Origin of the sequence: Rhizobium ruizarguesonis, from assembly GCF_012349115.1 — a bacterium.
GTDB lineage: Bacteria > Pseudomonadota > Alphaproteobacteria > Rhizobiales > Rhizobiaceae > Rhizobium > Rhizobium ruizarguesonis.
In genome coordinates this window covers 17,998-36,548 of sequence record NZ_PQIG01000001.1, presented here as the reverse complement: position 1 = coordinate 36,548, position 18,551 = coordinate 17,998, and the positions used below count along the sequence as shown (strand labels likewise).

22 protein-coding genes are annotated in these 18,551 nt (G+C 61.4%); 3 read left to right on the top strand and 19 right to left on the bottom strand.

From position 1 onward, the window contains the following. Positions 1–6: 6 nt before the first annotated feature. From C3Y91_RS00210 to C3Y91_RS00150, 13 genes are all read right to left on the bottom strand, one after another. On the bottom strand, positions 7–1,461 hold the full coding sequence (locus C3Y91_RS00210; RefSeq protein WP_075225089.1) for an NAD-dependent succinate-semialdehyde dehydrogenase: 1,455 nt from the start codon (positions 1,459–1,461) through the stop codon (positions 7–9). Positions 1,462–1,471: 10 nt separating this feature from the next. After that, complete coding sequence (locus tag C3Y91_RS00205) at positions 1,472–2,551, bottom strand: ABC transporter ATP-binding protein (RefSeq protein ID WP_018071765.1); 1,080 nt, start codon at positions 2,549–2,551, stop codon at positions 1,472–1,474. Next, on the bottom strand, positions 2,548–3,348 hold the full coding sequence (locus C3Y91_RS00200) for an ABC transporter permease (protein WP_018071764.1): 801 nt from the start codon (positions 3,346–3,348) through the stop codon (positions 2,548–2,550). Before C3Y91_RS00200 ends, C3Y91_RS00205 begins: the two co-directional genes overlap by 4 nt. A 1-nt stretch (position 3,349) precedes the next feature. Beyond that, positions 3,350–4,222: an ABC transporter permease gene (locus C3Y91_RS00195; protein ID WP_018071763.1), complete on the bottom strand. Its 873-nt coding sequence runs from the start codon at positions 4,220–4,222 to the stop codon at positions 3,350–3,352. A gap of 110 nt (positions 4,223–4,332) precedes the next feature. Continuing rightward, positions 4,333–5,343 carry a polyamine ABC transporter substrate-binding protein gene (locus C3Y91_RS00190; protein ID WP_027688919.1) on the bottom strand — a complete coding sequence of 337 codons (1,011 nt, stop codon included), beginning with the start codon at positions 5,341–5,343 and terminating at the stop codon, positions 4,333–4,335. 48 nt (positions 5,344–5,391) lie between these two features. Continuing rightward, positions 5,392–5,715, bottom strand: coding sequence for an NIPSNAP family protein (locus C3Y91_RS00185; RefSeq protein ID WP_003538302.1), 324 nt, complete (start codon positions 5,713–5,715; stop codon positions 5,392–5,394). 5 nt (positions 5,716–5,720) lie between these two features. Continuing rightward, positions 5,721–7,184, bottom strand: coding sequence for an aldehyde dehydrogenase (locus tag C3Y91_RS00180; RefSeq protein ID WP_130828065.1), 1,464 nt, complete (start codon positions 7,182–7,184; stop codon positions 5,721–5,723). A 4-nt stretch (positions 7,185–7,188) separates the two neighbouring features. Continuing rightward, positions 7,189–8,229 (bottom strand): LLM class flavin-dependent oxidoreductase, encoded by a 1,041-nt coding sequence (locus tag C3Y91_RS00175; protein ID WP_130828064.1) that lies wholly within the window; start codon positions 8,227–8,229, stop codon positions 7,189–7,191. After that, a complete protein-coding gene (locus C3Y91_RS00170) occupies positions 8,226–9,161 on the bottom strand; it encodes a flavin reductase family protein (RefSeq protein WP_017968879.1) in 936 nt (311 codons plus the stop codon). Before C3Y91_RS00170 ends, C3Y91_RS00175 begins: the two co-directional genes overlap by 4 nt. Beyond that, complete coding sequence (locus C3Y91_RS00165; RefSeq protein ID WP_130828062.1) at positions 9,158–10,003, bottom strand: alpha/beta fold hydrolase; 846 nt, start codon at positions 10,001–10,003, stop codon at positions 9,158–9,160. Before C3Y91_RS00165 ends, C3Y91_RS00170 begins: the two co-directional genes overlap by 4 nt. 15 nt (positions 10,004–10,018) lie before the next feature. Further along, on the bottom strand, positions 10,019–10,621 hold the full coding sequence (locus tag C3Y91_RS00160; RefSeq protein WP_018071756.1) for an amino acid synthesis family protein: 603 nt from the start codon (positions 10,619–10,621) through the stop codon (positions 10,019–10,021). 412 nt (positions 10,622–11,033) lie between these two features. Then, a complete protein-coding gene (locus C3Y91_RS00155) occupies positions 11,034–11,726 on the bottom strand; it encodes a GntR family transcriptional regulator (protein ID WP_168574862.1) in 693 nt (230 codons plus the stop codon). 199 nt (positions 11,727–11,925) lie between these two features. After that, positions 11,926–13,287, bottom strand: coding sequence for an FAD/NAD(P)-binding protein (locus C3Y91_RS00150; RefSeq protein WP_130828060.1), 1,362 nt, complete (start codon positions 13,285–13,287; stop codon positions 11,926–11,928). Positions 13,288–13,504: 217 nt separating this feature from the next. Here C3Y91_RS00150 and tauA point away from each other — a divergent pair, with 217 nt between their 5' ends. The 3 genes from tauA to C3Y91_RS00135 are packed head-to-tail and all read left to right on the top strand — an operon-like array spanning position 13,505 to position 16,213. Beyond that, entirely contained in the window at positions 13,505–14,518 is a 1,014-nt protein-coding gene (gene tauA, locus C3Y91_RS00145; protein ID WP_130828059.1) for a taurine ABC transporter substrate-binding protein, read from the top strand. A 55-nt stretch (positions 14,519–14,573) separates the two neighbouring features. Continuing rightward, positions 14,574–15,362 (top strand): taurine ABC transporter ATP-binding protein, encoded by a 789-nt coding sequence (locus tag C3Y91_RS00140; RefSeq protein ID WP_130828058.1) that lies wholly within the window; start codon positions 14,574–14,576, stop codon positions 15,360–15,362. Further along, positions 15,359–16,213: an ABC transporter permease subunit gene (locus C3Y91_RS00135; protein WP_024323773.1), complete on the top strand. Its 855-nt coding sequence runs from the start codon at positions 15,359–15,361 to the stop codon at positions 16,211–16,213. Before C3Y91_RS00140 ends, C3Y91_RS00135 begins: the two co-directional genes overlap by 4 nt. Before the next feature lie 24 nt (positions 16,214–16,237). Here C3Y91_RS00135 and C3Y91_RS00130 read toward each other — a convergent pair whose 3' ends face one another. The 6 genes from C3Y91_RS00130 to C3Y91_RS00105 form a co-directional block, all read right to left on the bottom strand. Further along, positions 16,238–17,005 (bottom strand): gamma-glutamylcyclotransferase, encoded by a 768-nt coding sequence (locus C3Y91_RS00130; RefSeq protein ID WP_130828057.1) that lies wholly within the window; start codon positions 17,003–17,005, stop codon positions 16,238–16,240. Between the two features lie 3 nt (positions 17,006–17,008). Further along, positions 17,009–17,317: a hypothetical protein gene (locus tag C3Y91_RS00125; RefSeq protein WP_113542937.1), complete on the bottom strand. Its 309-nt coding sequence runs from the start codon at positions 17,315–17,317 to the stop codon at positions 17,009–17,011. Positions 17,318–17,328: 11 nt separating this feature from the next. Next, positions 17,329–17,910, bottom strand: a complete 582-nt coding sequence (locus tag C3Y91_RS00120) for an RBBP9/YdeN family alpha/beta hydrolase (protein ID WP_130828056.1) — start codon at positions 17,908–17,910, stop codon at positions 17,329–17,331. Between the two features lie 70 nt (positions 17,911–17,980). Then, a complete protein-coding gene (locus C3Y91_RS00115; RefSeq protein ID WP_017997703.1) occupies positions 17,981–18,130 on the bottom strand; it encodes a hypothetical protein in 150 nt (49 codons plus the stop codon). Positions 18,131–18,143: 13 nt separating this feature from the next. Next, the gene (locus C3Y91_RS00110) at positions 18,144–18,320 is read right to left on the bottom strand and encodes a hypothetical protein (protein WP_165420840.1); all 177 of its coding nucleotides are present in this window, start codon (positions 18,318–18,320) and stop codon (positions 18,144–18,146) included. Between the two features lie 33 nt (positions 18,321–18,353). After that, positions 18,354–18,551, bottom strand: a complete 198-nt coding sequence (locus tag C3Y91_RS00105; protein WP_018494050.1) for a hypothetical protein — start codon at positions 18,549–18,551, stop codon at positions 18,354–18,356.

Genomic DNA, 18,551 nt, shown 5'->3' with positions numbered 1-18,551 from the left:
ACCAGTTCAGGCAATGCCGCCCAGGCATACATATTTAAGCTCGGTATATTCGTCCAATCCGTGCCGCGACCCTTCGCGACCGAGGCCCGACATTTTCACGCCGCCGAACGGAGCCTCGGCCGTCGAGACGAGACCGGTATTGACGCCGACCATCCCATATTCGAGCGCTTCGGCCACACGAAATACTCGCGACAGATCGCGAGCGTAAAAATACGAAGCAAGCCCGAACTCGGTGTCGTTTGCCTGTTCGATGACGTCCTCTTCGTCGCGGAAGCGAAAAAGCGGTGCAAGCGGCCCGAAGGTTTCCTCGCGTGCGACCTGCATGCCGGCAGCGACATCGCGCAGGATCGTCGGCTCGAAGAAATGACCGCCAAGCGCATGGCGCTTGCCCCCTGAAACGATCCCGGCGCCCTTTGAAACGGCATCGCGGATATGGCTTTCGACTTTGGCGACGGCATTGTCGTCGATCAGCGGGCCAAGCACGACGTCACGGTCGAGACCATTGCCGACCTTCAGGCCCGAAACCGCCGCGGCGAGCTTGGAGGCAAATGCCTCATAGACGCCGTCCTGGACATAAAGCCGATTGGCGCAGACGCAGGTCTGGCCGTTGTTGCGGAACTTGGCGATGAGCGCGCCTTCGACGGCAGCGTCGAGATCGGCGTCGTCGAACACGATGAAGGGTGCATTGCCGCCAAGTTCGAGACCGAGCTTTTTGATCGTCGGCGCGCATTGTCGGTAAAGCAGCTCGCCCGTCCGGGTGGAGCCGGTAAATGTCAGGACCCGAACGTCACGGCTTGCCGTCAGCGCCCCGCCAATTGCTGCTGCGTCACCCGTGACGATGTTGAGAAGCCCCGGCGGCAGGCCGGCACGCTCACCGAGAACGGCGATCGCAATGGCGGAGAATGGCGTCTGCAGCGCCGGCTTGAGGACGACGGCACAGCCGGCGGCAAGCGCGGGGCCAATCTTGCGGGTGATCATCGCGTTCGGAAAGTTCCACGGCGTGATCGCCGCCACCACGCCTGCCGGCTGGCGCAGGACGAGGATCCGCTTGTCGGCCTGATGTCCCGGGATGGTCTCGCCGTTGATGCGTCTTGCCTCTTCGGCGAACCATTCGATGAAGCTCGCGCCATAGGTGATCTCCCCCTTGGCCTCGGCGAGCGGCTTTCCCTGTTCCAGAGTCAGGATCATCGCCAGGTCGTCGCGGTTTTCGATCATCAGGCGGTGCCAAGCCTTCAGAACGGCGGCGCGCTCCCCGGCGGTCTTCTTCGCCCAAAGCTTCTGGGCAATCACGGCGGCGCGGATGGCATCCTCCGTTTCCGCCGCACCGAGGTCAGGGACCACCCCCAGCGGCTCGCCTGTGGCCGGATTGCGGACCGTCGCCGCCTTGCGGCCTTCCGCTTCGATCCAGCGATCGGCGATGGGGCATGCCTGACGGAACAGCGAGGGATCATTGAGCTTCATATGACAACTTTCAACAGAATACGTGAGCAGCACCGGGATCGAAATCCAGATGGACTATATCTCCACGGCTGAGCCCAGCGATAGCCTCATGGCCGAACGGCAGGCGAACCGCCAGCGCCTCGCCTGTCGCCGTCTCGGTCGAGACGTGAATATTGTTGCCGAGAAAGGTAATGTCGCTGACCGTTGCGGCAAGACCCGCTCCCGCCGCCTGGGCGCGCGACAATCGAATGCGCTCAGGCCTCAGCATCAGGGCTGCCCTCGTCCCGGAGGTTCCTTTTCCATGCACCGGAATATGATTGAAGACGCTCCCGCCGCCAAGCGAAATGGTGGCCTGTCCATCGGAGGATGACAGCAGGTCGCATGAAATGAAGTCGCTGTCGCCGATGAATTCGGCAACGAAGCGGGTCCGCGGATTGGCGTAGAGTTCCGGGCCTGTGCCGATCTGATCGATGACGCCCTTGGAAAAGACGGCGATGCGATCGGAGAGCCGCAGCGCCTCCTCCTGGTCGTGGGTGACATAGAGGATCGTCACTTCGGTCTGCTGATGGATCCGGCGTATCTCATGCTGGATTTCCTCGCGCAGCTTCTTGTCGAGCGCCGACAACGGCTCGTCCATCAGAAGCACCGGCGGATCATAGGCAAGGGCTCTGGCAAGGGCGACGCGCTGCTGCTGGCCGCCGGACATTTGCGCAGGCTTGCGATCCTCGAAGCCTTCGAGCCTAACGAGGCGCAGCATATCCTTCACCTTGCTGTCGACCTCGGCCTTGGACTTGCGCCTGACCTTCAGCGGAAATGCGATGTTTTCGCCCACCGTCAGATGCGGAAACAGGGTGTAGCGCTGGAACACCATACCGATGTTGCGCTTGTGCGACGGCGTGGCGAGCAGGGTCTTGCCTTCCAGCGTGATGTCGCCTTTCGTCGGCGTTTCAAAGCCGGCCAGAATGTAGAGGGTCGTGCTCTTCCCGGATCCGGACGGTCCGAGAAAGGTCAGGAACTCCCCGCGCCGGACGTCGAGATTGACGTCGTGGACGGCGACGACAGGGCCGTATTCCTTGCGTATTCCGCGGATCTGAAGGAATGGTTCTCTCATTGTTTCAGTACCTTACGCACGACGGCAACAAGCGCCATCAAGATGATCGTCAAAAGGATGAGAAGGGTCGACGCCGCAGCGACAACCGGCGTCAGGTCCTGCCGGAGCGTCGCCCATACTTTTACCGGCAGCGTCTGCAGGGTCGGGCTGGACATGAAGATCGCCACCACCACCTCGTCCCAGGATGTCAGGAACGAGAAGACGGCCGCCGAAAACAGCCCATGGCTGATCGCCGGCAGGGTGACCCTGATCTTTGCTTCCAGAGGCGAGGCGCCGCACAGAACCGCCGCATCCTCGATCGACTTGTCGAAGCCCTCCAGCGCACTTGAGATGGAGAGGATCGAGAAGGGCAGCGCAAGAACGAGGTGCGAAATGACGAAACCCGCCAGCGTGCCGCCAAGACCGATCCTCAGAAAGAAGGCGTAGAGGGCGACCGCAAGAACCACGACGGGAAGGATCATCGGTGTCAGGAACAGCGCTTTCAGCGCATCGCGGAACAGGAACGAACCGCGCACCAGCCCGAAGGAGGTCACGAGCCCGAGCAGCACCGACAGGATCGTCACGATGACCGCGATCTTGAAGCTCGTCCAGGCCGATTCCAGCCAGCGCGGATCGGCAAAGAGTTCGCTGTACCACTGAAACGTCCAGCCGGGCGGCGGAAAGATCAGCCATTGCGAGGAGCCGAAGGAAAGCGCCGCGATAAAGACGATCGGCAGCAGCAGAAAGCCCGCAGTCAGAAGCGTGATCGCCAGCAGGATATATTTCCACCAGCCGAGGCGGTCGAAATTGAGCAACATGTCAACGCCCTCCCGGGTTCTGGTTGCCGAGGAAGCGCAGCTGCACGGCATAAAGCAGCAGGGTCACCACGAGGAGAACCAGCGCCGCAGCACCTCCCATTCCCCAATTGACCAGCGACTGCACGAATTGCGCAATCAGCTCTGCGAGCATCATGTTCGCAGTGCCGCCGAGAAGCGACGGCGTGACGAAATAACCAAGCGACATGACGAAGACCATGAGGGCACCGGCCGCCATGCCCGGCATGGCCAAGGGCAGCAGGACACGGGTCAGGCACTGCCACCGGTTGGCGCCGCAAAGTGCTGCCGCCTGCAGGGTCGACGGGTCGATCTTCTTGATCACGCCGTAGAGCGGCAGGATGATGAAGGGCAGCATGATATAGGTCATGCCGATCGTCACCCCGGTCAGGTTGTTGACGAGGGCCAAGGGCTTGTCGATCAGCCCCATTCCGATCAGCATCTTATTAATGAGCCCCGTCCGCTGCAAAAGCACCATCCAGGCATAGGTGCGGGCAAGCAGGTTGGTCCACATTGACAGGAGCAGGATCGCAAAGATCACCGACGTCAGGCGCCCGGGCATGATTGCCAGCGCCCAGGCAACGGGAAATCCGATCAGCAGCGAAATCACCGTGACGAGACCCGAGACGATGAAGGTATTGGCGAAGATCTTGAGATAGGTCGCGGATCCGATGAGCTGCGCATAGTTTCCAAAGCCCGGCACGGGTTCCAGAACGCTTCGCAACAAGAGCACCGCTACCGGCGCGATGAAAAAGATCGTCACGAAGGCGAGAGCCGGAAGGACCCCGCCGAACCCTGTTGCCCTGCGCACCTTTGGCAGGGGCGCAATTGCGCCGGAGGCATCGCTATATGTCGACATGACAGTCCTTCCCACCCGTCAAATTCCGCAGGCGCCGAGGTCCAACAAACGGGCACCGACGCTGCGGGGGGCACGGCGAACCGCCGCCGTGCCCGTTCTCAAGTTTCAGGCTATTTCGCCTGCCAGGCGTACCACTTCTCGCCGATGGCATCGCGATTATCAGCCCAGTAGTTCATGTCGGCATTCACCTGGCTTGCCGTCTGCTGATCCGGCAGGGTCTTGGCCGTCTCCGGATCCATCAGCTTGGCCGAGTCAACGTTGATTGGTGCATATCCGGTGGCTTTTGCAAGAGCGGCCTGCGGTTCGGCCGCGGTCGCCATTGCAATGAACTTCATCGCGGCTTCCGCGTTCGGCGAACCCTTCGGCACGACGAGCGAATCGGCAGCGGTGATGTTCTGTTCCCATGAGGTCTCGGTCTTGATACCGCTCGCAGCAAGCGCGGTCATGCGGCCGTTCCAAATGCTGCCGAAGGGAGCCTCGGCGGATGCCAGAAGCTGCTGCGACTGTGCGCCGCCCGACCACCAGACGATATCCGATTTGATCGTATCGAGCTTCTTGAAGGCGCGGTCGAGATCAAGCGGATAGAGCTTGTCGGCAGCCACGCCGTCGGCAAGCAGCGCCGCTTCGATGACGCCGGGAGCCGACCACTTGTAGAATGTGCGCTTTCCCGGAAACTTTGTCGTGTCGAACAGGTCCGCCCAGGTCTTCGGGCAGGCGCTGACGGCATCGGCATTGCAGCCGATCACGAAGGAATAATAGAAGCTGCCGACCGAATAGTCGGTCACGAAGCGCGGATCGAGCTTGGATTTGTCGATGACGGAGAAATCGAGTTTTTCCAGCTGGCCATTCTTGCCGGCCTGGGCGGCATAGTCACCTTCGACGTCGACAACGTCCCAGGTAACCTGGCCAGCCTCGACCATCGCCTTGAGCTTGCCGTAATCCGTCGGCCCGTCCTGTACGACGGTGATGCCGGTCTTCTCGGTGAATGGGCTGGCCCATGCAGCCTTCTGCGCGTCCTGGGTCGTTCCTCCCCAGCTCGAGAAGACCATGTTGTCGGCGTGCGCCGGTGCGGACACAGCCACGAATGCGGCAACCGCCGCGAATGCAAATGTTGTTTTCATGTTCCCTTATCCTTGTTCTGGTTTGTCCTACGGGTATGCCTTATGCCGTCAGTGCGCCTCGCTCCTGGGAGAAAAGTTAGCTGGCTTCATAATCTTGTTTTCCGCTACTTCGATCAGATCGCGGATCTTGGGCAGGAAGGCCTGCCACCGGGGATCGGCCAGAAGCCTCTGGCGCCTCGCCTCCCGGTCGTCCAGGCTCGCAAAGGCCCAGATGTGAACGATCTCGTTGATCGTCCCGATCTCCGAGAAAAAATAGCCGACGAGCGTGCCGAGATGGCTCTTCTGGATCTCGATCCCCTCTTCCTCGACGACCTTGAGATATTGCGGGATGGTGCCGTTCTTCAGCCGATAGGTGCGGATTTCGTAAAACATCGGCGCTACCTCATCACGAAGGGATCGGGGATCGGATCGTCCGATGTTCTGAGCCAGATCGTCTTGGTACGGGTATAGTCGAGCGCAGCGGCCATGCCGCCTTCCCTGCCATGGCCCGACAGGCCGAAACCGCCGAACGGCGCGATCGGCGAGACCACGCGGTAGGTGTTGACCCAGACGATCCCGGCGCGGAGCCCCTTCATCAGCCGGTGCGCCCGGGTCAGGTTCTGGGTGAAGACGCCGGAAGCCAGGCCATAACGGGTATCGTTGGCGAGCCGCAGCGCCTCGGCCTCCGTCTCGAACGACACGACGGACAGGACCGGCCCGAAGAATTCCTCGATCAGCGACGGCGAGGCGACATCGTCGCAGTCGAGAATCGTCGGCGGGAAATAATAGCCGTCGCCGTCGATCTTGCGTCCTCCCGTGACGAGGCGGGCGCCACTTTCGATCGACTTGGCGACGAGAGCGCCGATATTGTCCTGCTGGCGCTTGGTGGCAAGCGGGCCGACTTCGGTCGTCATATCGAGCGGAGCACCGATCCGGATCGCCTCCGCCTTCTCCCGCAGCAGGGCGACGAATTTATCCTTGACGCTGCGTTCGACGATCAGCCGCGATCCGGCAACGCAGCTCTGCCCTGTCGCGGCGAAAATGCCCGCGACCTGAGCATTGGCCGCACTTTCGAGGTCTGCGTCGGCAAAGACGATGAACGGCGACTTGCCGCCAAGCTCAAGCGAGGTGGAGGCGAGGTTTTCGGCCGAGTTGCGAACGACATGCCGGGCGGTTTCAGGACCGCCGGTGAAGGCGACATGCGCGACCTTCGGGTGCCGGCCGAGAGCGCCGCCGCAGGAGGCGCCGAAACCGGTGATGATGTTGACGACGCCGGCGGGAAAGCCTGCCTCGTGCACGAGCCGTGCAAATTCGAGAAGCGGCGCCGGCCCGTCTTCCGAGGCCTTGACCACCATCGTGCAGCCGGCCGCCAGCGCCGGTCCGATCTTCACCGCAGACAGGAAGAGCTGGCTGTTCCACGGCACGACCATCGCAACGACGCCGATCGGCTCGCGGCGAAGCCAGACGTCCATGTCGGGCTTGTCGATCGGCAGGTAGGCGCCTTCGATCTTGTCGGCGATGCCGGCATAGTAGCGATAGTATTCGGCGACATAAGCGATCTGCGCCGATGTTTCGCGGATGATCTTTCCGGTGTCGCGCGTCTCCAGTTCTGCGAGGATCTGCGCGTTAGCGGCAACCAGGTCGGCCAGCTTGTAGAGCAGCTTGCCGCGTTGGGTGGCCGTCAGTTTCGGCCAGGGGCCATCGTAAAGCGCCCTGTCGGCCGCGTTGACAGCCCGATCGACATCGCCCTCGCGCGCTTCGGGCATCTCAGCCCAGACCGCGCCGGAGGCGGGATCGATGCTCGGATAGCTGGCCTCGCCATCTGAAAATTCGCCGTCGATATAGTGCTGGAAACGCCGCATGGTCTTACTCCTGAAATGCTGGCATGACCTCGGTGATGAAGCGCTCGAGCGACGCCTTCTTGCGCTCGAAGCTCATGCCGGTGTCGATCCAGAAGGAATATTCGTCATAGCCAAGCGCTTCATACGCCTTGAGCCGGGTGATGACGATCTCAGCGTCGCCAACGACATTGTTGGTGCGCATGACCTGGTCCGACAGCATCGCGTTTGCCCTGATCTGTTCGTCCGGAATGCGCTCGATCAGACCCTGGGCAATCGGCTTCTCATTCTTGAACCAGGCGAAGAAATAATTGTAGTAGGTGCTCAGTTCATGGGCGGCCTGGGCGACATCGTCCTCTGACGAGCCGACATAGGTATGGCGCAGCAACATGATCTTGGGCCGCTCGATCTCGGGATGCTTGGTGCAGGCGTCGTTGAAGCGCTCCATCAACGACTGAACCTCGTCGTCGCCCTGCCAGAGCGGCGTCACCTGAACGTTGCAGCCGTTGGCGACGGCAAATTCATGCGAGTTCGGATCGCGCGCGGCAACCCAGATGGGCGGGTTCGGCTGCTGCAGCGGTTTTGGCGCCGACGTGGTCGACGGAAACTTGAAGAATTCCCCGTCATGTGCGTAGTCGCCGGCCCATATGCCCTTGACCGCCGGGATGAGCTCACGCATGCGCTGGCCGGCACCCCAGGCATCGAGACCGGGCAGCAGACGCTCATATTCGAAGGAATAGGCCCCCCGCGCGATACCGATGTCGAGTCGTCCATCGCAGATGATGTCGGCCATGGCGGCCTCGCCGGCAAGCTTGATCGGATGCCAGAAGGGGGCAATCACCGTTCCCGTCCCGAGCCGCGCCCGCGATGTGCGGCGCGCGAGATCAGCAATGGTCACGAACGGATTGGGCGCAATGGTGAAATCCATGCCATGGTGCTCGCCCGTCCAGATCGCGTGCATGCCGCCCTTGTCGGCGATCTCGCAGAGCGCGACGAATTCCTCGTAGAGGCTCTTGTGGCTTTGGCTGGCATCGAGCCGTTCCATATGGACGAAGAGGGAGAACTTCATGCTTTTGCGTCCTTGGCTGGAATTGGGTGAACAGTGCCGCCGGTCTCGTCGCCGAAATAGACGCCGAAATTGCCGATCGAGCTTTCCATCGCAAAACGGTTGACGATATCGGCTGTCGAACTGGTCTTGAACTTTGCCGCAACCAATGCATCAGGCTTCAGGAACCTGCCGCCGGCAGGCTCGCCCTCTCCGGCAACGGCGTGATAGACGATGTGCTGCTTGCCGTCGCTTTTGCCCTCATAAACCGAATAGAGAAAGCCGATGCTGACCTTCAGCCCGGTTGATGTCTCCAGGTATTTTTGCAGCGTCTCGGTCGGGTTGCCGTCATGGGCGTCGACGCTCGGCAGGGAGAGCACATCCTCGCCGAGCAGCAGAACTTCCCCGCGGCGTTCGACAACGGCTGCAAGTTCCATATTACCTTCGCTTGCCGCCGACACCGCCTTGCTTGCGAGCGTCGGCGTGAAATAGCCGCCACGCGCATAGCCGAGACCGTTGCGGCCGCTATTGTCGAAAGCTTCGATGCGGCCCATCAAGATGACGTGGTCGCCAGCCTCGATGACCTCTTCCATGGCGCATTCGAACCAGGCCGCAACGTTCGAGAATATCGGGCAGCCTGCCGATCCCTTCGCCCATTCGACCGCCGCAAACCTGTCCTCGACCGGGCGAGCAAAAGTGTTCGACACGTCTTTCTGCATTTCCGAAAGCACGTTGATCGCAAAATGCTGCGCGCCGGTCATGGTGGCGAAATTGCGCGACGTCTTGGCAAGGCAGACGAGGAGAAGCGGTGGATTGAGCGAGACCGAGGTGAAGGAGTTCGCCGTGAAGCCGATCGGATGTCCTTCCCCGTCGCAGGCGGTGACGACAGTCACCCCGGTCGGAAAAGCCCCGAATGCATCACGCAGTGCTCTTGGGTCGACAGTCTGGATTGTCATCGTTCATCCTCCCCGAACGATAGCCACTCAGCGAGCAGCGAATTGACGATATCAGGCGCGGTCAGGTTCACCATATGACGATGCCCTTCGACGATGCGGGCGTAGCCCCGCGGCGCAAGCTCTGCCATTTGCGTTGCCATCAAGGGCGTCGAGTTCGGATCATCGGACCCCGTCAGAAACAGGGCCGGACCAGCGACGTCTTTCCAGCCGTCAGCATAGGTCTCGTCTCCTCCCGCGAAAGCGGCGTAAGCGACGGCATATCCCTGGGGATCGACGAGGTTCAGCCATTTTCGCGTCAATTCACGCGCAGTGACGCTGTCCGCATCTTCGCCGAACCAGCGGGCCAGCGGACCTTCCTTGTCGACGCCCGATACCGGAATGGCCGCGGCGCGCGAAAGCACGGCGGCCTTTGCCTCAGGGTCACGCCTGTAGACACCGTTGAGGTAGGCGACACGGCTGATACGCTCGCCAAATGTCGCGGCCGCCCCTCCCGAAACCAGTGCGCCCATCGAGTGCCCGGCAACATTTGCCGTGTCGATTGCCATCTCGTCGAGAAAACGTCCGAACCAGGTGACGAATTCCTCGAGCCGACTGCCCGCCGGCAGCTTTGCGCTCTCCCCATGTCCCGGCATATCGACAGCGATGACGCGATGGCCTGCAGACAGAAATGCAATCTGCGGCGCCCAGGCCTCGAGCCGCATGCCGACGCCATGAATGAGAACCAGCGGCTCACCGCTGCCGGCCTCATGATAGGCCGTTCCGCTTGCCGTCGTCTTTCGGGGCAAGGCACCGGCGGCATTTGTTGCTGCAGCGGTGCGTGTGGTCGATCCGGCTGTCAGCATCTCAGAGCCGCTCCCTCAAACGCCCGCAGGATTGGCGACGTCCTGCCCCAGGTCTTTCAGATCCTGGTAGCGGTCGCCGATACGGTGATGCGGGCGCCCGCCTATCGAAGCACCGAGGGCCACGACGATCTCGTCGGCAGCAGGCGCGTCGGGAATCGACGTCTGGATGGTCAGATAGTGCGAACGGCGACCTTCATCATTCTTGTCCATCAGCGGGATCATGATCGGCGCATTGGCAGGACCGCGTGTGTTGCAGAAGGCGAGATAGGACTTGGCGCCGACGGCCTGGCGATAAAAATTGCCGAAACGCAGCGTGTGGATAAGCGCGGACCCGTGTTCGATCTCGCCGTCCAGGCCGACGACAGCAGACTTTCCATAGCCCTCGACAGCCTCGCCGGACCCGACCGCCTCGATGATCATCTTGGTCAGCAACTCGCCGAGCACCGGAGCGCCTGCGTGAATTTCGGGCTTGAGGTCGTCGACGAAGCCGCGACCGGCCCAGGGATTCTTCACGACCGCGAAGGCGGTAAACAGCTTCAGCGGCACCGCCGCGGCCTTGCCGCCTTCGATCAGCGTCGTTTCGATCTGCAGTCCCGTCTTGCGAATTTGAATGGCCATCGAGCACCTCATTTCTCAATTTCGTATTATGGTATACCATAATATATGAGTGTCAAGTTGGTTCCTGCGAGGACGCGGTTCAGGCCGAGGCGGAGTTTTTCAATTTGGCCCGCGCGCACTCTCGACCCACCGGGCAGCGCTTTCTTCCCGTCAGCGCGTTGTCAGCTGACAAACGACATGGCGGCCCCCGCGGAGGCAGGCCGAGTCCAGAAGTCACGGTCATCCCAGTTCATGGTACCGCCTTACATATTACTTAATATGGCATACCATCACATTGGACAAAGTTGGGTGTCAAGCGCGGAGTATGGGTTCCGCTAAATTGCGCGGAACATCATCGCGCATGGAGTGATATCGACAGCTGAGATGAGCTCTTTGCCAGGCCCGCGGGGAAGCGTCAGGGCTTCGCTCGTGCCTATTCGGCAGGCTTCTTGGCGGACAGCACCGCTTCGGCGATCGCGCTCGCGGCGGCGACGTGATCCATCGCGGCCCGGTAAGCCCCCTCGCCGTCGCCGCGGCGGATGGCGTCGACGATCTTCGACATCTGCAGCGGTCCTTCAATGCCGCGCCTCTCCGTCTTGATCGTCATCGAGCGCAGGTGGTTTATGCGCACGGTGAGGAGATTGACGACATCCCAGGCAACGTTCCTGTCAACCATGGTGAACAGGGTGTGATAGAAGGAAGAGGTGTTCGTCAGCACAGCCGCCATGTCGTTGTCACGGTAGCTGTTGCGGATCCCGGCCAGAGATTCCTCCAGCGCAGCGACGATCTCCGGGCTGCGGCGCTCCGCGCACAGCCGCGCCGCCATGCCTTCCAGCGCGCCGCGGATCTCATAGATCTGTTTGGCTTGGTCGATGTCGAGCTGCGCGACGATCGGCCCCTTGTTCGGCAGAATGGCGACAAGCCCTTCGGATTCCAGATGCCTCAGAACCTCGCGCACGACTGTTCGGCTGACGCCGAGCTGGGAGCAGAGGTCACGCTCGACAAGGCGATCTCCGGGACGAAAATATCCGTTGACGATGGCTTCGCGGACCTTGTCGAGTGCCAATTCCCGCAAGGTCTTTGCAGGACGCTCGACTCGAATTGCGTCCTTCAGAGCACCGCTCATTGTCTACCTCAGTGTTGGACTTTGCACGCTCAACTTCCGCCGCCGCGGCCGAATGCAAGAATCGTATTATGGCGTACCAGATACTGTAGCTGGCAGCGGCCGGCAATTCAACAAGCGCCGTGCCGACCTATGGTGCCGCCCGTCTTGTCAGACGCGCAAAGGACGCTGTAGCTTTGATCTGCTGCCTAAACGTCGGGAGCTAGCCTCTCGAAACAATCTCCTCGACCACGACTTTGGCCTGAACCCGGATATCCGGAACGGCCGTGATCTCCCAGAATTGTCCTGCCGTCAGGGCGCCGACCGCAAATAGTCGGGCCGGCGAGATTCGGGACGGGGCTATCACCTCGGACGCCGCATCCACCTGGATCCCGAGGCCAAGAGGATCGGGGACGATCAACTCAAAGCGGCTCATTTCCTTCAAAAGCGGTGAATGACTGATCCCGGCCCGCTCCATTCCCGTGCAGTTGACGAGCCAGTCCGCCCTGATCTCGGCGATGTCGCGCGTCGCTCTGACCCTGTAGCTGGCAACGAGCCGGCCCTCCTCTGCCCCGAGCGATTTCAGGAAGCCCGCGTGGAAACGAACGGTTCCGTCTAAGACCAGCTTCTCAAACCTGTCGAACACGTCGGGCGCGACCCGGTGACGGTGGATGTTCCACCAGGGAAGCGCATGCCTGAGGAAGCGTGCGCGTTCCTCGCTCGAGAGCCGTTGCCAGAGAGCCTGCGTTGCAGGCCTCAGTCCGTCCATCACGGCTCGCCAGTCGGCAACCGTCCTGCTCTTTCCCCGCAGGGTCTTCAATATGCCGCTGATCGTATCCGGAAGCGTGTGAACGTCGATCGGCAGAGGCGCCGGCGGCGTCCACGCGTGTCCGAGCGGTGCGAGCCCCCGCCGCGAAAGCACATCGATCTTGCCGACGTGGCCATGGGCGCGAAGCGCCAGCACCTGATCAATCATCGTCAGGCCGGATCCGAGGATACACACCGCATCGGATGGTGCGACGCGCCTCAGCCACGAAAGCCGCCAGGGGTTCTCGATGATCCGCGATCGCAGTGATGACGGGACGCCATCCGGAGCGACCGGCAGGGTTGCGTTCCCGACACCGAGGCATAGCACCACGTTTTTGCCGGCAATCTCGTCACCATTGCCGAGATGGAAGGCCAGCGTGCTGCTGTAACGTTCCACGCATCCCGCCGCCTTGGCCTTGATGAAATCGACCCGGCAACGGCCGTCCCGCTTTCGAAGCAGCCGCGCAAGCGTATCGCGGACATAAAGACCGTAATCGCTGCGCGAGGCGAAATCGCCGGCCTGCAACGGGCGTCCATGGCTTTTCAGCCAGTCGACAAAGTCGTCGGGTTGATGCGGCAAGAGGCTCATGCGGCCGGCGGGAACATTGAGGCGATGGAGATAGAGCTCCGTCCGGTAGGCCGTCCCGCGGCCGAAGCCAGGATCGTCGCCGACGACGGCGACCTTCGCCGAAGCGGGAAGCTGTTCGATGAGATTGCAGGTAACCGCGATCGCTGAAAAACCGGAACCGACCACGATAACATCATATGTCAAATGCATTCTCCCTGAAGCTCGGAACGTCATCGAGACATTTCGTCATTCAAGCCCCGTGTCGCTCGCCGGTCCCTGCTGATCGCACGAGTGGCAGAATCACGAAAACAATTATCTCTATAGTCTATAAATATAGTTTGTTATTTCTCCCGCTAGCCCCTCCCCAACCATTACGCTTTTGAGGGTGAGATCAAGGGCCATGCGGCCCTGAACAAAGGGGCTCAAGATGAATTTCAGGAATTTGGTTGCCGCAATCGCCGTCGGCGTCGGCACTCTTACAACGGCTGTTGTCGCTGAAGCGGCGGACAAAAAGGTCGTCGTCGCCTATCAAACCGACGCCTTGCCGTCTTCCGTGGCGATCGCCAATGGCGAATTCGCCAAGGAAACGGGATACGAGATCGACTTCCGCAGGTTCAATTCGGGCGCCGAAATCTTTGCGGCGATTGCCTCCGGTGACGTCCAGGTCGGCTATGTCGGCTCCAGCCCGTTTGCGGCTGCAGTATCACGCGGGCTCGAGGTCAAGGCCTTTTACCTCGCCTCCATCTCCGGCATCGACGAGGCTCTCGTCGTCCGCAACGGTTCCGGCATCGAAAGCCTGAATGATCTGAAGGGCAAGAAGCTTGCGGCCGCGCCGGTATCCACGGACCACTATCAGCTCCTGGCGCTGATCAAATCGCTGGGCCTGACCGAAAAGGACGTTCAGGTCTTTGCAATCCCTCAGCCCGAGATCGTCGCCAGCTATAATCGCGGCGACATCGACGGCGGCTTCGTCTGGGATCCGGCGCTGACCGAACTGAAGAAGAACGGGAAGGTTCTGGTGACCTCCAAGGAGGTGGCAGACAAGGGTGCGCCAACATTCTCGGCCTGGGTCGCGACATCGACGTTTGCCACCGACAATCCGGACTTTCTGAAGGGTTTCGCTTCGGTCATCAACAAATACTACGCGTCCTTCGCATCGGACAAATCCGCCTGGGGTCCCGACAGCGACAACGCCAAGTCGCTTGCCAAGCTTCTCGGCGGAACGGCCGATCAGCAGGCCTCGGCCCTGAAGAACCTGACCTTGCTGACGCCTGAGGTTCAGGCATCGGATGCCTGGCTTGGCGGTGGCGAAAAGGCGGGTGCCGGCAAGATCCTCAAGGACACGGCATCGTTCCTGAAGGAACAGGGCAAGGTTTCCGACGTGCTGGCGAATTACGGCGCCTTCGTCACCGCAGATGCCCTCACCGGCGTCAGCAACTGATCCTCCCTGGCGCCGGCGCAGTCGTTGCGCCGGCGTCGAACCTGCGAGCGGCAACATGCTTAAAGTCGATCACGCCAGCGTTTTCTTCGCAGCCCGCGACGGGCGGACCGTTCACGCGCTCGATCGCGTTTCCTTCGATATTCCCGAACGGGGCTTCGTCGTCGCGCTCGGAGCGTCAGGATGCGGCAAATCAACCCTTCTCAACGCGATTGCCGGTTTCCTTCCGCTGTCGGACGGCCGGATCACGCTCGATGGCCGCGCGGTCGAACAACCCGGCGCGGATCGTGGCGTCGTTTTTCAGAAAGACTCGCTGCTGCCCTGGAAATCGGTTGTCGACAATGTCGCGCTCGGTTTGAAATTCGCCGGGGTCAAGCGCAAGGAGCGCCAAGCGCGCGCCCTGGAGCTTCTCCGGCTCGTCGGCCTCGACGAATTCGCCGGCGCTTTTCCCTACGAGCTGTCGGGCGGCATGCGCCAGCGTGTCGGCATCGCGCGGGCTCTGGCGACAAATCCCGACATCCTGCTGATGGACGAGCCGTTCGGCGCACTCGACAGCCTGACCCGCGAGCAGATGCAGGAACTGCTGGTTTCCATCTGGGATAAAACGGCAAAGAAGGTCTTCTTCATCACGCACTCGATCGAAGAGGCCCTGTTCCTGGGCACGCAGGTGCTGGTCATGTCACCTCGACCGGGGCGCGTCGTGGCACGCTTCGATCTGAATTTCGTTCGCCGCTTCGCAGAGACCGGCGACGCCCGATCGATCAAGGCGTCGCCGCAATTTGCCGAGTTGCGCGAGGAAATCCGCGCCATTCTCCACAGCACCGAAGACCTGAGGAGCGCCGCATGAGCGACATAGTGCAGGCCCCGCCGATTGCGGCGGGTAGAGAGGACCATCAGGTCAAGCTGGTGAAAATGGCGGGCTTCGGCGCCGGCGAGAAATCGACGGTGGCCATCAGCGTTGCGACAGCGCTGGCCATAGTGCTGTTGTGGTGGCTGGTATCGGTGCTCGGTGTCGTCCCCCACTTGTTTCTGCCGCGTCCGGACGAGGTGCTGACACAGATCGGCGCCATCTATCGCGACGGTTACGCCGGAGCGTCGCTGTCCGAGCATGTTTTTGCAAGCCTGTTCCGCATCGTGGTCGCAGCCTTCATTGCCGTCTCGGCCGGCATTCCGCTCGGATTGCTGATGGGCCTGAACCGCTGGGCAAAAGGCGTGCTCGACGCGCCGATCGAGTTTTACTGGCCGCTTCCGCCGCTCTCTTATCTGCCGCTGATGATCATCTGGCTCGGCATTGGCGAGACGTCGAAGATCACGCTGCTGGTGCTTGCGATGTTCGCACCGATCTGCCTTTCGGCCCAGGCCGGCGTTCGTTCGCTGCCGATCGAGCGGGTCAATGCGGCGCGTTCGCTGGGCGCGAGCCGGCTGCAGCTCTTCCTGGACATCGTCCTGCCGTCCGCCCTGCCCGAGATCCTCACCGGCATTCGAATTGCGCTCGGTGTCGGCTGGGGCACGCTGGTTGCGGCTGAATTGATCGCGTCCACGCGCGGGATCGGTTTCATGATCATGTCGGCTTCACAGTTCCTGGCGACCGACGTCGTCTTCGTCGGCATCGGCATTATCGCGATCTGCGCATTCACCTTCTCGGCCGCCATTCGTTTTCTGGAGGCGTTCCTCGTGCCCTGGAAGGGCAAGCTCTGACCAGAGGGCGGCAGGGAGCCCTATTCAATGGCTTCCTGCCGCCGCGTTCAGCCCGTGTATGGCGACCAGCTCGGCTGCAACGAGCTTCTGAAGCCGCCACAAATTGCGGTCCCGGATGCCGCGTTCCTCCAGATGCTTCACCGTCAGATACAGATATTCGGCGCAGGAGCCCATGTGTCCGCAGGCTCTCGCAAGCACCTGCGCTACCGTCTCCAGCGGCAATTTGCGGGAAACGCGCTCGCCTTTCGGACCAGCCCAAAAGACCAACGCGCGCACCAGCCCATGCGGGGTCGCGACCGGGATCCAGCGAACCGTCGCCGCGTCTTCGATCGTGCCGACTTCACGGCGGATCAACCGCCGTATCTGGCCAAGGCGATCATCATCGGCAAGCCTGAAGACGACGCCGTTGCAACGTCCACCGCGGTCAAGTGCCATCATCAGGCCCGGCTGGGACCGCGTTCCCCGCCAGCGGGTCATCTGCAGGCAGAAGGAGCGATGCCACCCTCTTGCTGCGCCATGTTGCGATTCGACGGCGTCGAAGTCCGGCTTCCATATCAATGATCCATAGGCGAAGATCCAAAGCGGCGCGCCGGTAGACTCATCGAGAAGCCGGTTGGCGAGCATCTCCACCTCCGCTTCGCTCAGCGGTTTTCGGTGTGGCTCCGGGCCGACATCGATCGCGGGGCGAAGGCTCAGCGATACGAGCTCGTCCGTTAGAGCCATTGTTGATCCGGTCAGCAAAAGTCTGCTTCCCCGGACCGCAGACTGTTTACGCTCGCGAATATCCGTCATGCGTCAGTGCACCGTAAATCTGGCCGCATCGGCCTGGCGCCGCTGCAGGCTGCGTATCAGCATCGCGGCCTCCCTGACGATTGCCGAAAACGTCGCATCATCGGCCTCTGCGATCCTTCCCGTCATCTCGCGGATGATCGTCGTCAAATGAATGATGGAATGGCGATGCTGCGCATCTTCCGATCCCATTTCGGCGTCGGCCATGGCGAGCAGCGTCTGCACCAGCCGCTCCATGGTTTGGCGGCGCCGGGTCCTCGGATCGGCATTCGGATCCTCGCTAAGGCGCAGCAGGTCGGAGACAATATCGGACATTCCACTCTGTCTCACATTGCAAAAGCCGGCGGCATCGAAAAGCTTTGCCTTCGACCGCGTGCCTGCGTCTTCAAGGCGTCCAGCATCCGGTAGCCGTTGCGCCAGCGGCCAAAGCCGCTGGCGATATTGATGTGCCCGGCAAGGCCGATATTCCGGGTCTCGGCATTCCAGAGGCGGCCGAACAGGGTCAAGCGATCGACCGTCATGTAGGCATCGTTCATGCTGCCGACGACGATGCTTGGAAAAGGCAAAGGCGCCGTCGGCATGGCGCCAAACGAGATATGCCCGGGATGCAGGTTTTCCGTGACCGGCAGATCGCATGGGGCAACGAGCAATGCTCCCTTGACGCGCCGCGCTGCACTTCGCCCGGCCAAGCGGGCGGCAAGCAGGCATCCGAGACTATGGGCAACCAGATAGGCCTCGCCGGCCTCTTCAAGCGCGCCTTCCAATCGCAGCAGCCAGTTGTCAAGGTTCGGATGATCCCAGTCGTCCTGGGCGACGCAACGACTGCCCGGCTGATCCTGCAGCCAGTGCTGTTGCCAATGCCCGTCTCCCGAGCCGAAAAGCCCGGGAAGAATAAGTACGTCGATCATCTGACGACATCCTCTCTGAAGCTGCGCGTCGGTCTTTTTCCCGATCGGGGCAAACATCGGACATCACTCATCAGATCCACCCGATCACCAGGGCGAACAGGAATGTGAAGGAGCTAACGATCGTGCAGATTCCAGCCGCATGCCTGAAATGCGACATGACGCTGCCTTCCGCTCTTCTCGCACCGCCCCGACGCAGGTCGGTCTCAACGACAATCGCCATCACGCCGTTCTCCTCAATACCAAAGGCCGGGCATGGTGCCCCAATAATGGAGTTCGTATTCGCGGGCGGACCGCTCACGCTCGTCGTCCCGCGCCAACGATCCATTCACAGGCTCCCGTGAAGCGGGCGGCTTCAGGCCGAGGAACCGGCCGATCGAAAGCTTCAGCCAGAACTGAAAATCAAGCTTCATGCGAACCTCCTGTCAGGAACCGTTATTCTTCGGCTAGGAAATCAGCGAATGACGTTGTGCATTGGCGAGAAGAACGTGAAGCGATGCCGTCGGTCCGTAGAGCATCAGCAGGCGGTTTTCCTCGCGTTTGGCGAGACGATAGCGTCGGGCGAATTCGAAGACGCTCCACAATTGCTCGCTTGCCCCCGGCCTTTCCGCATCTGTGATCGTTGCTTCCTGAGATCGAGCCAT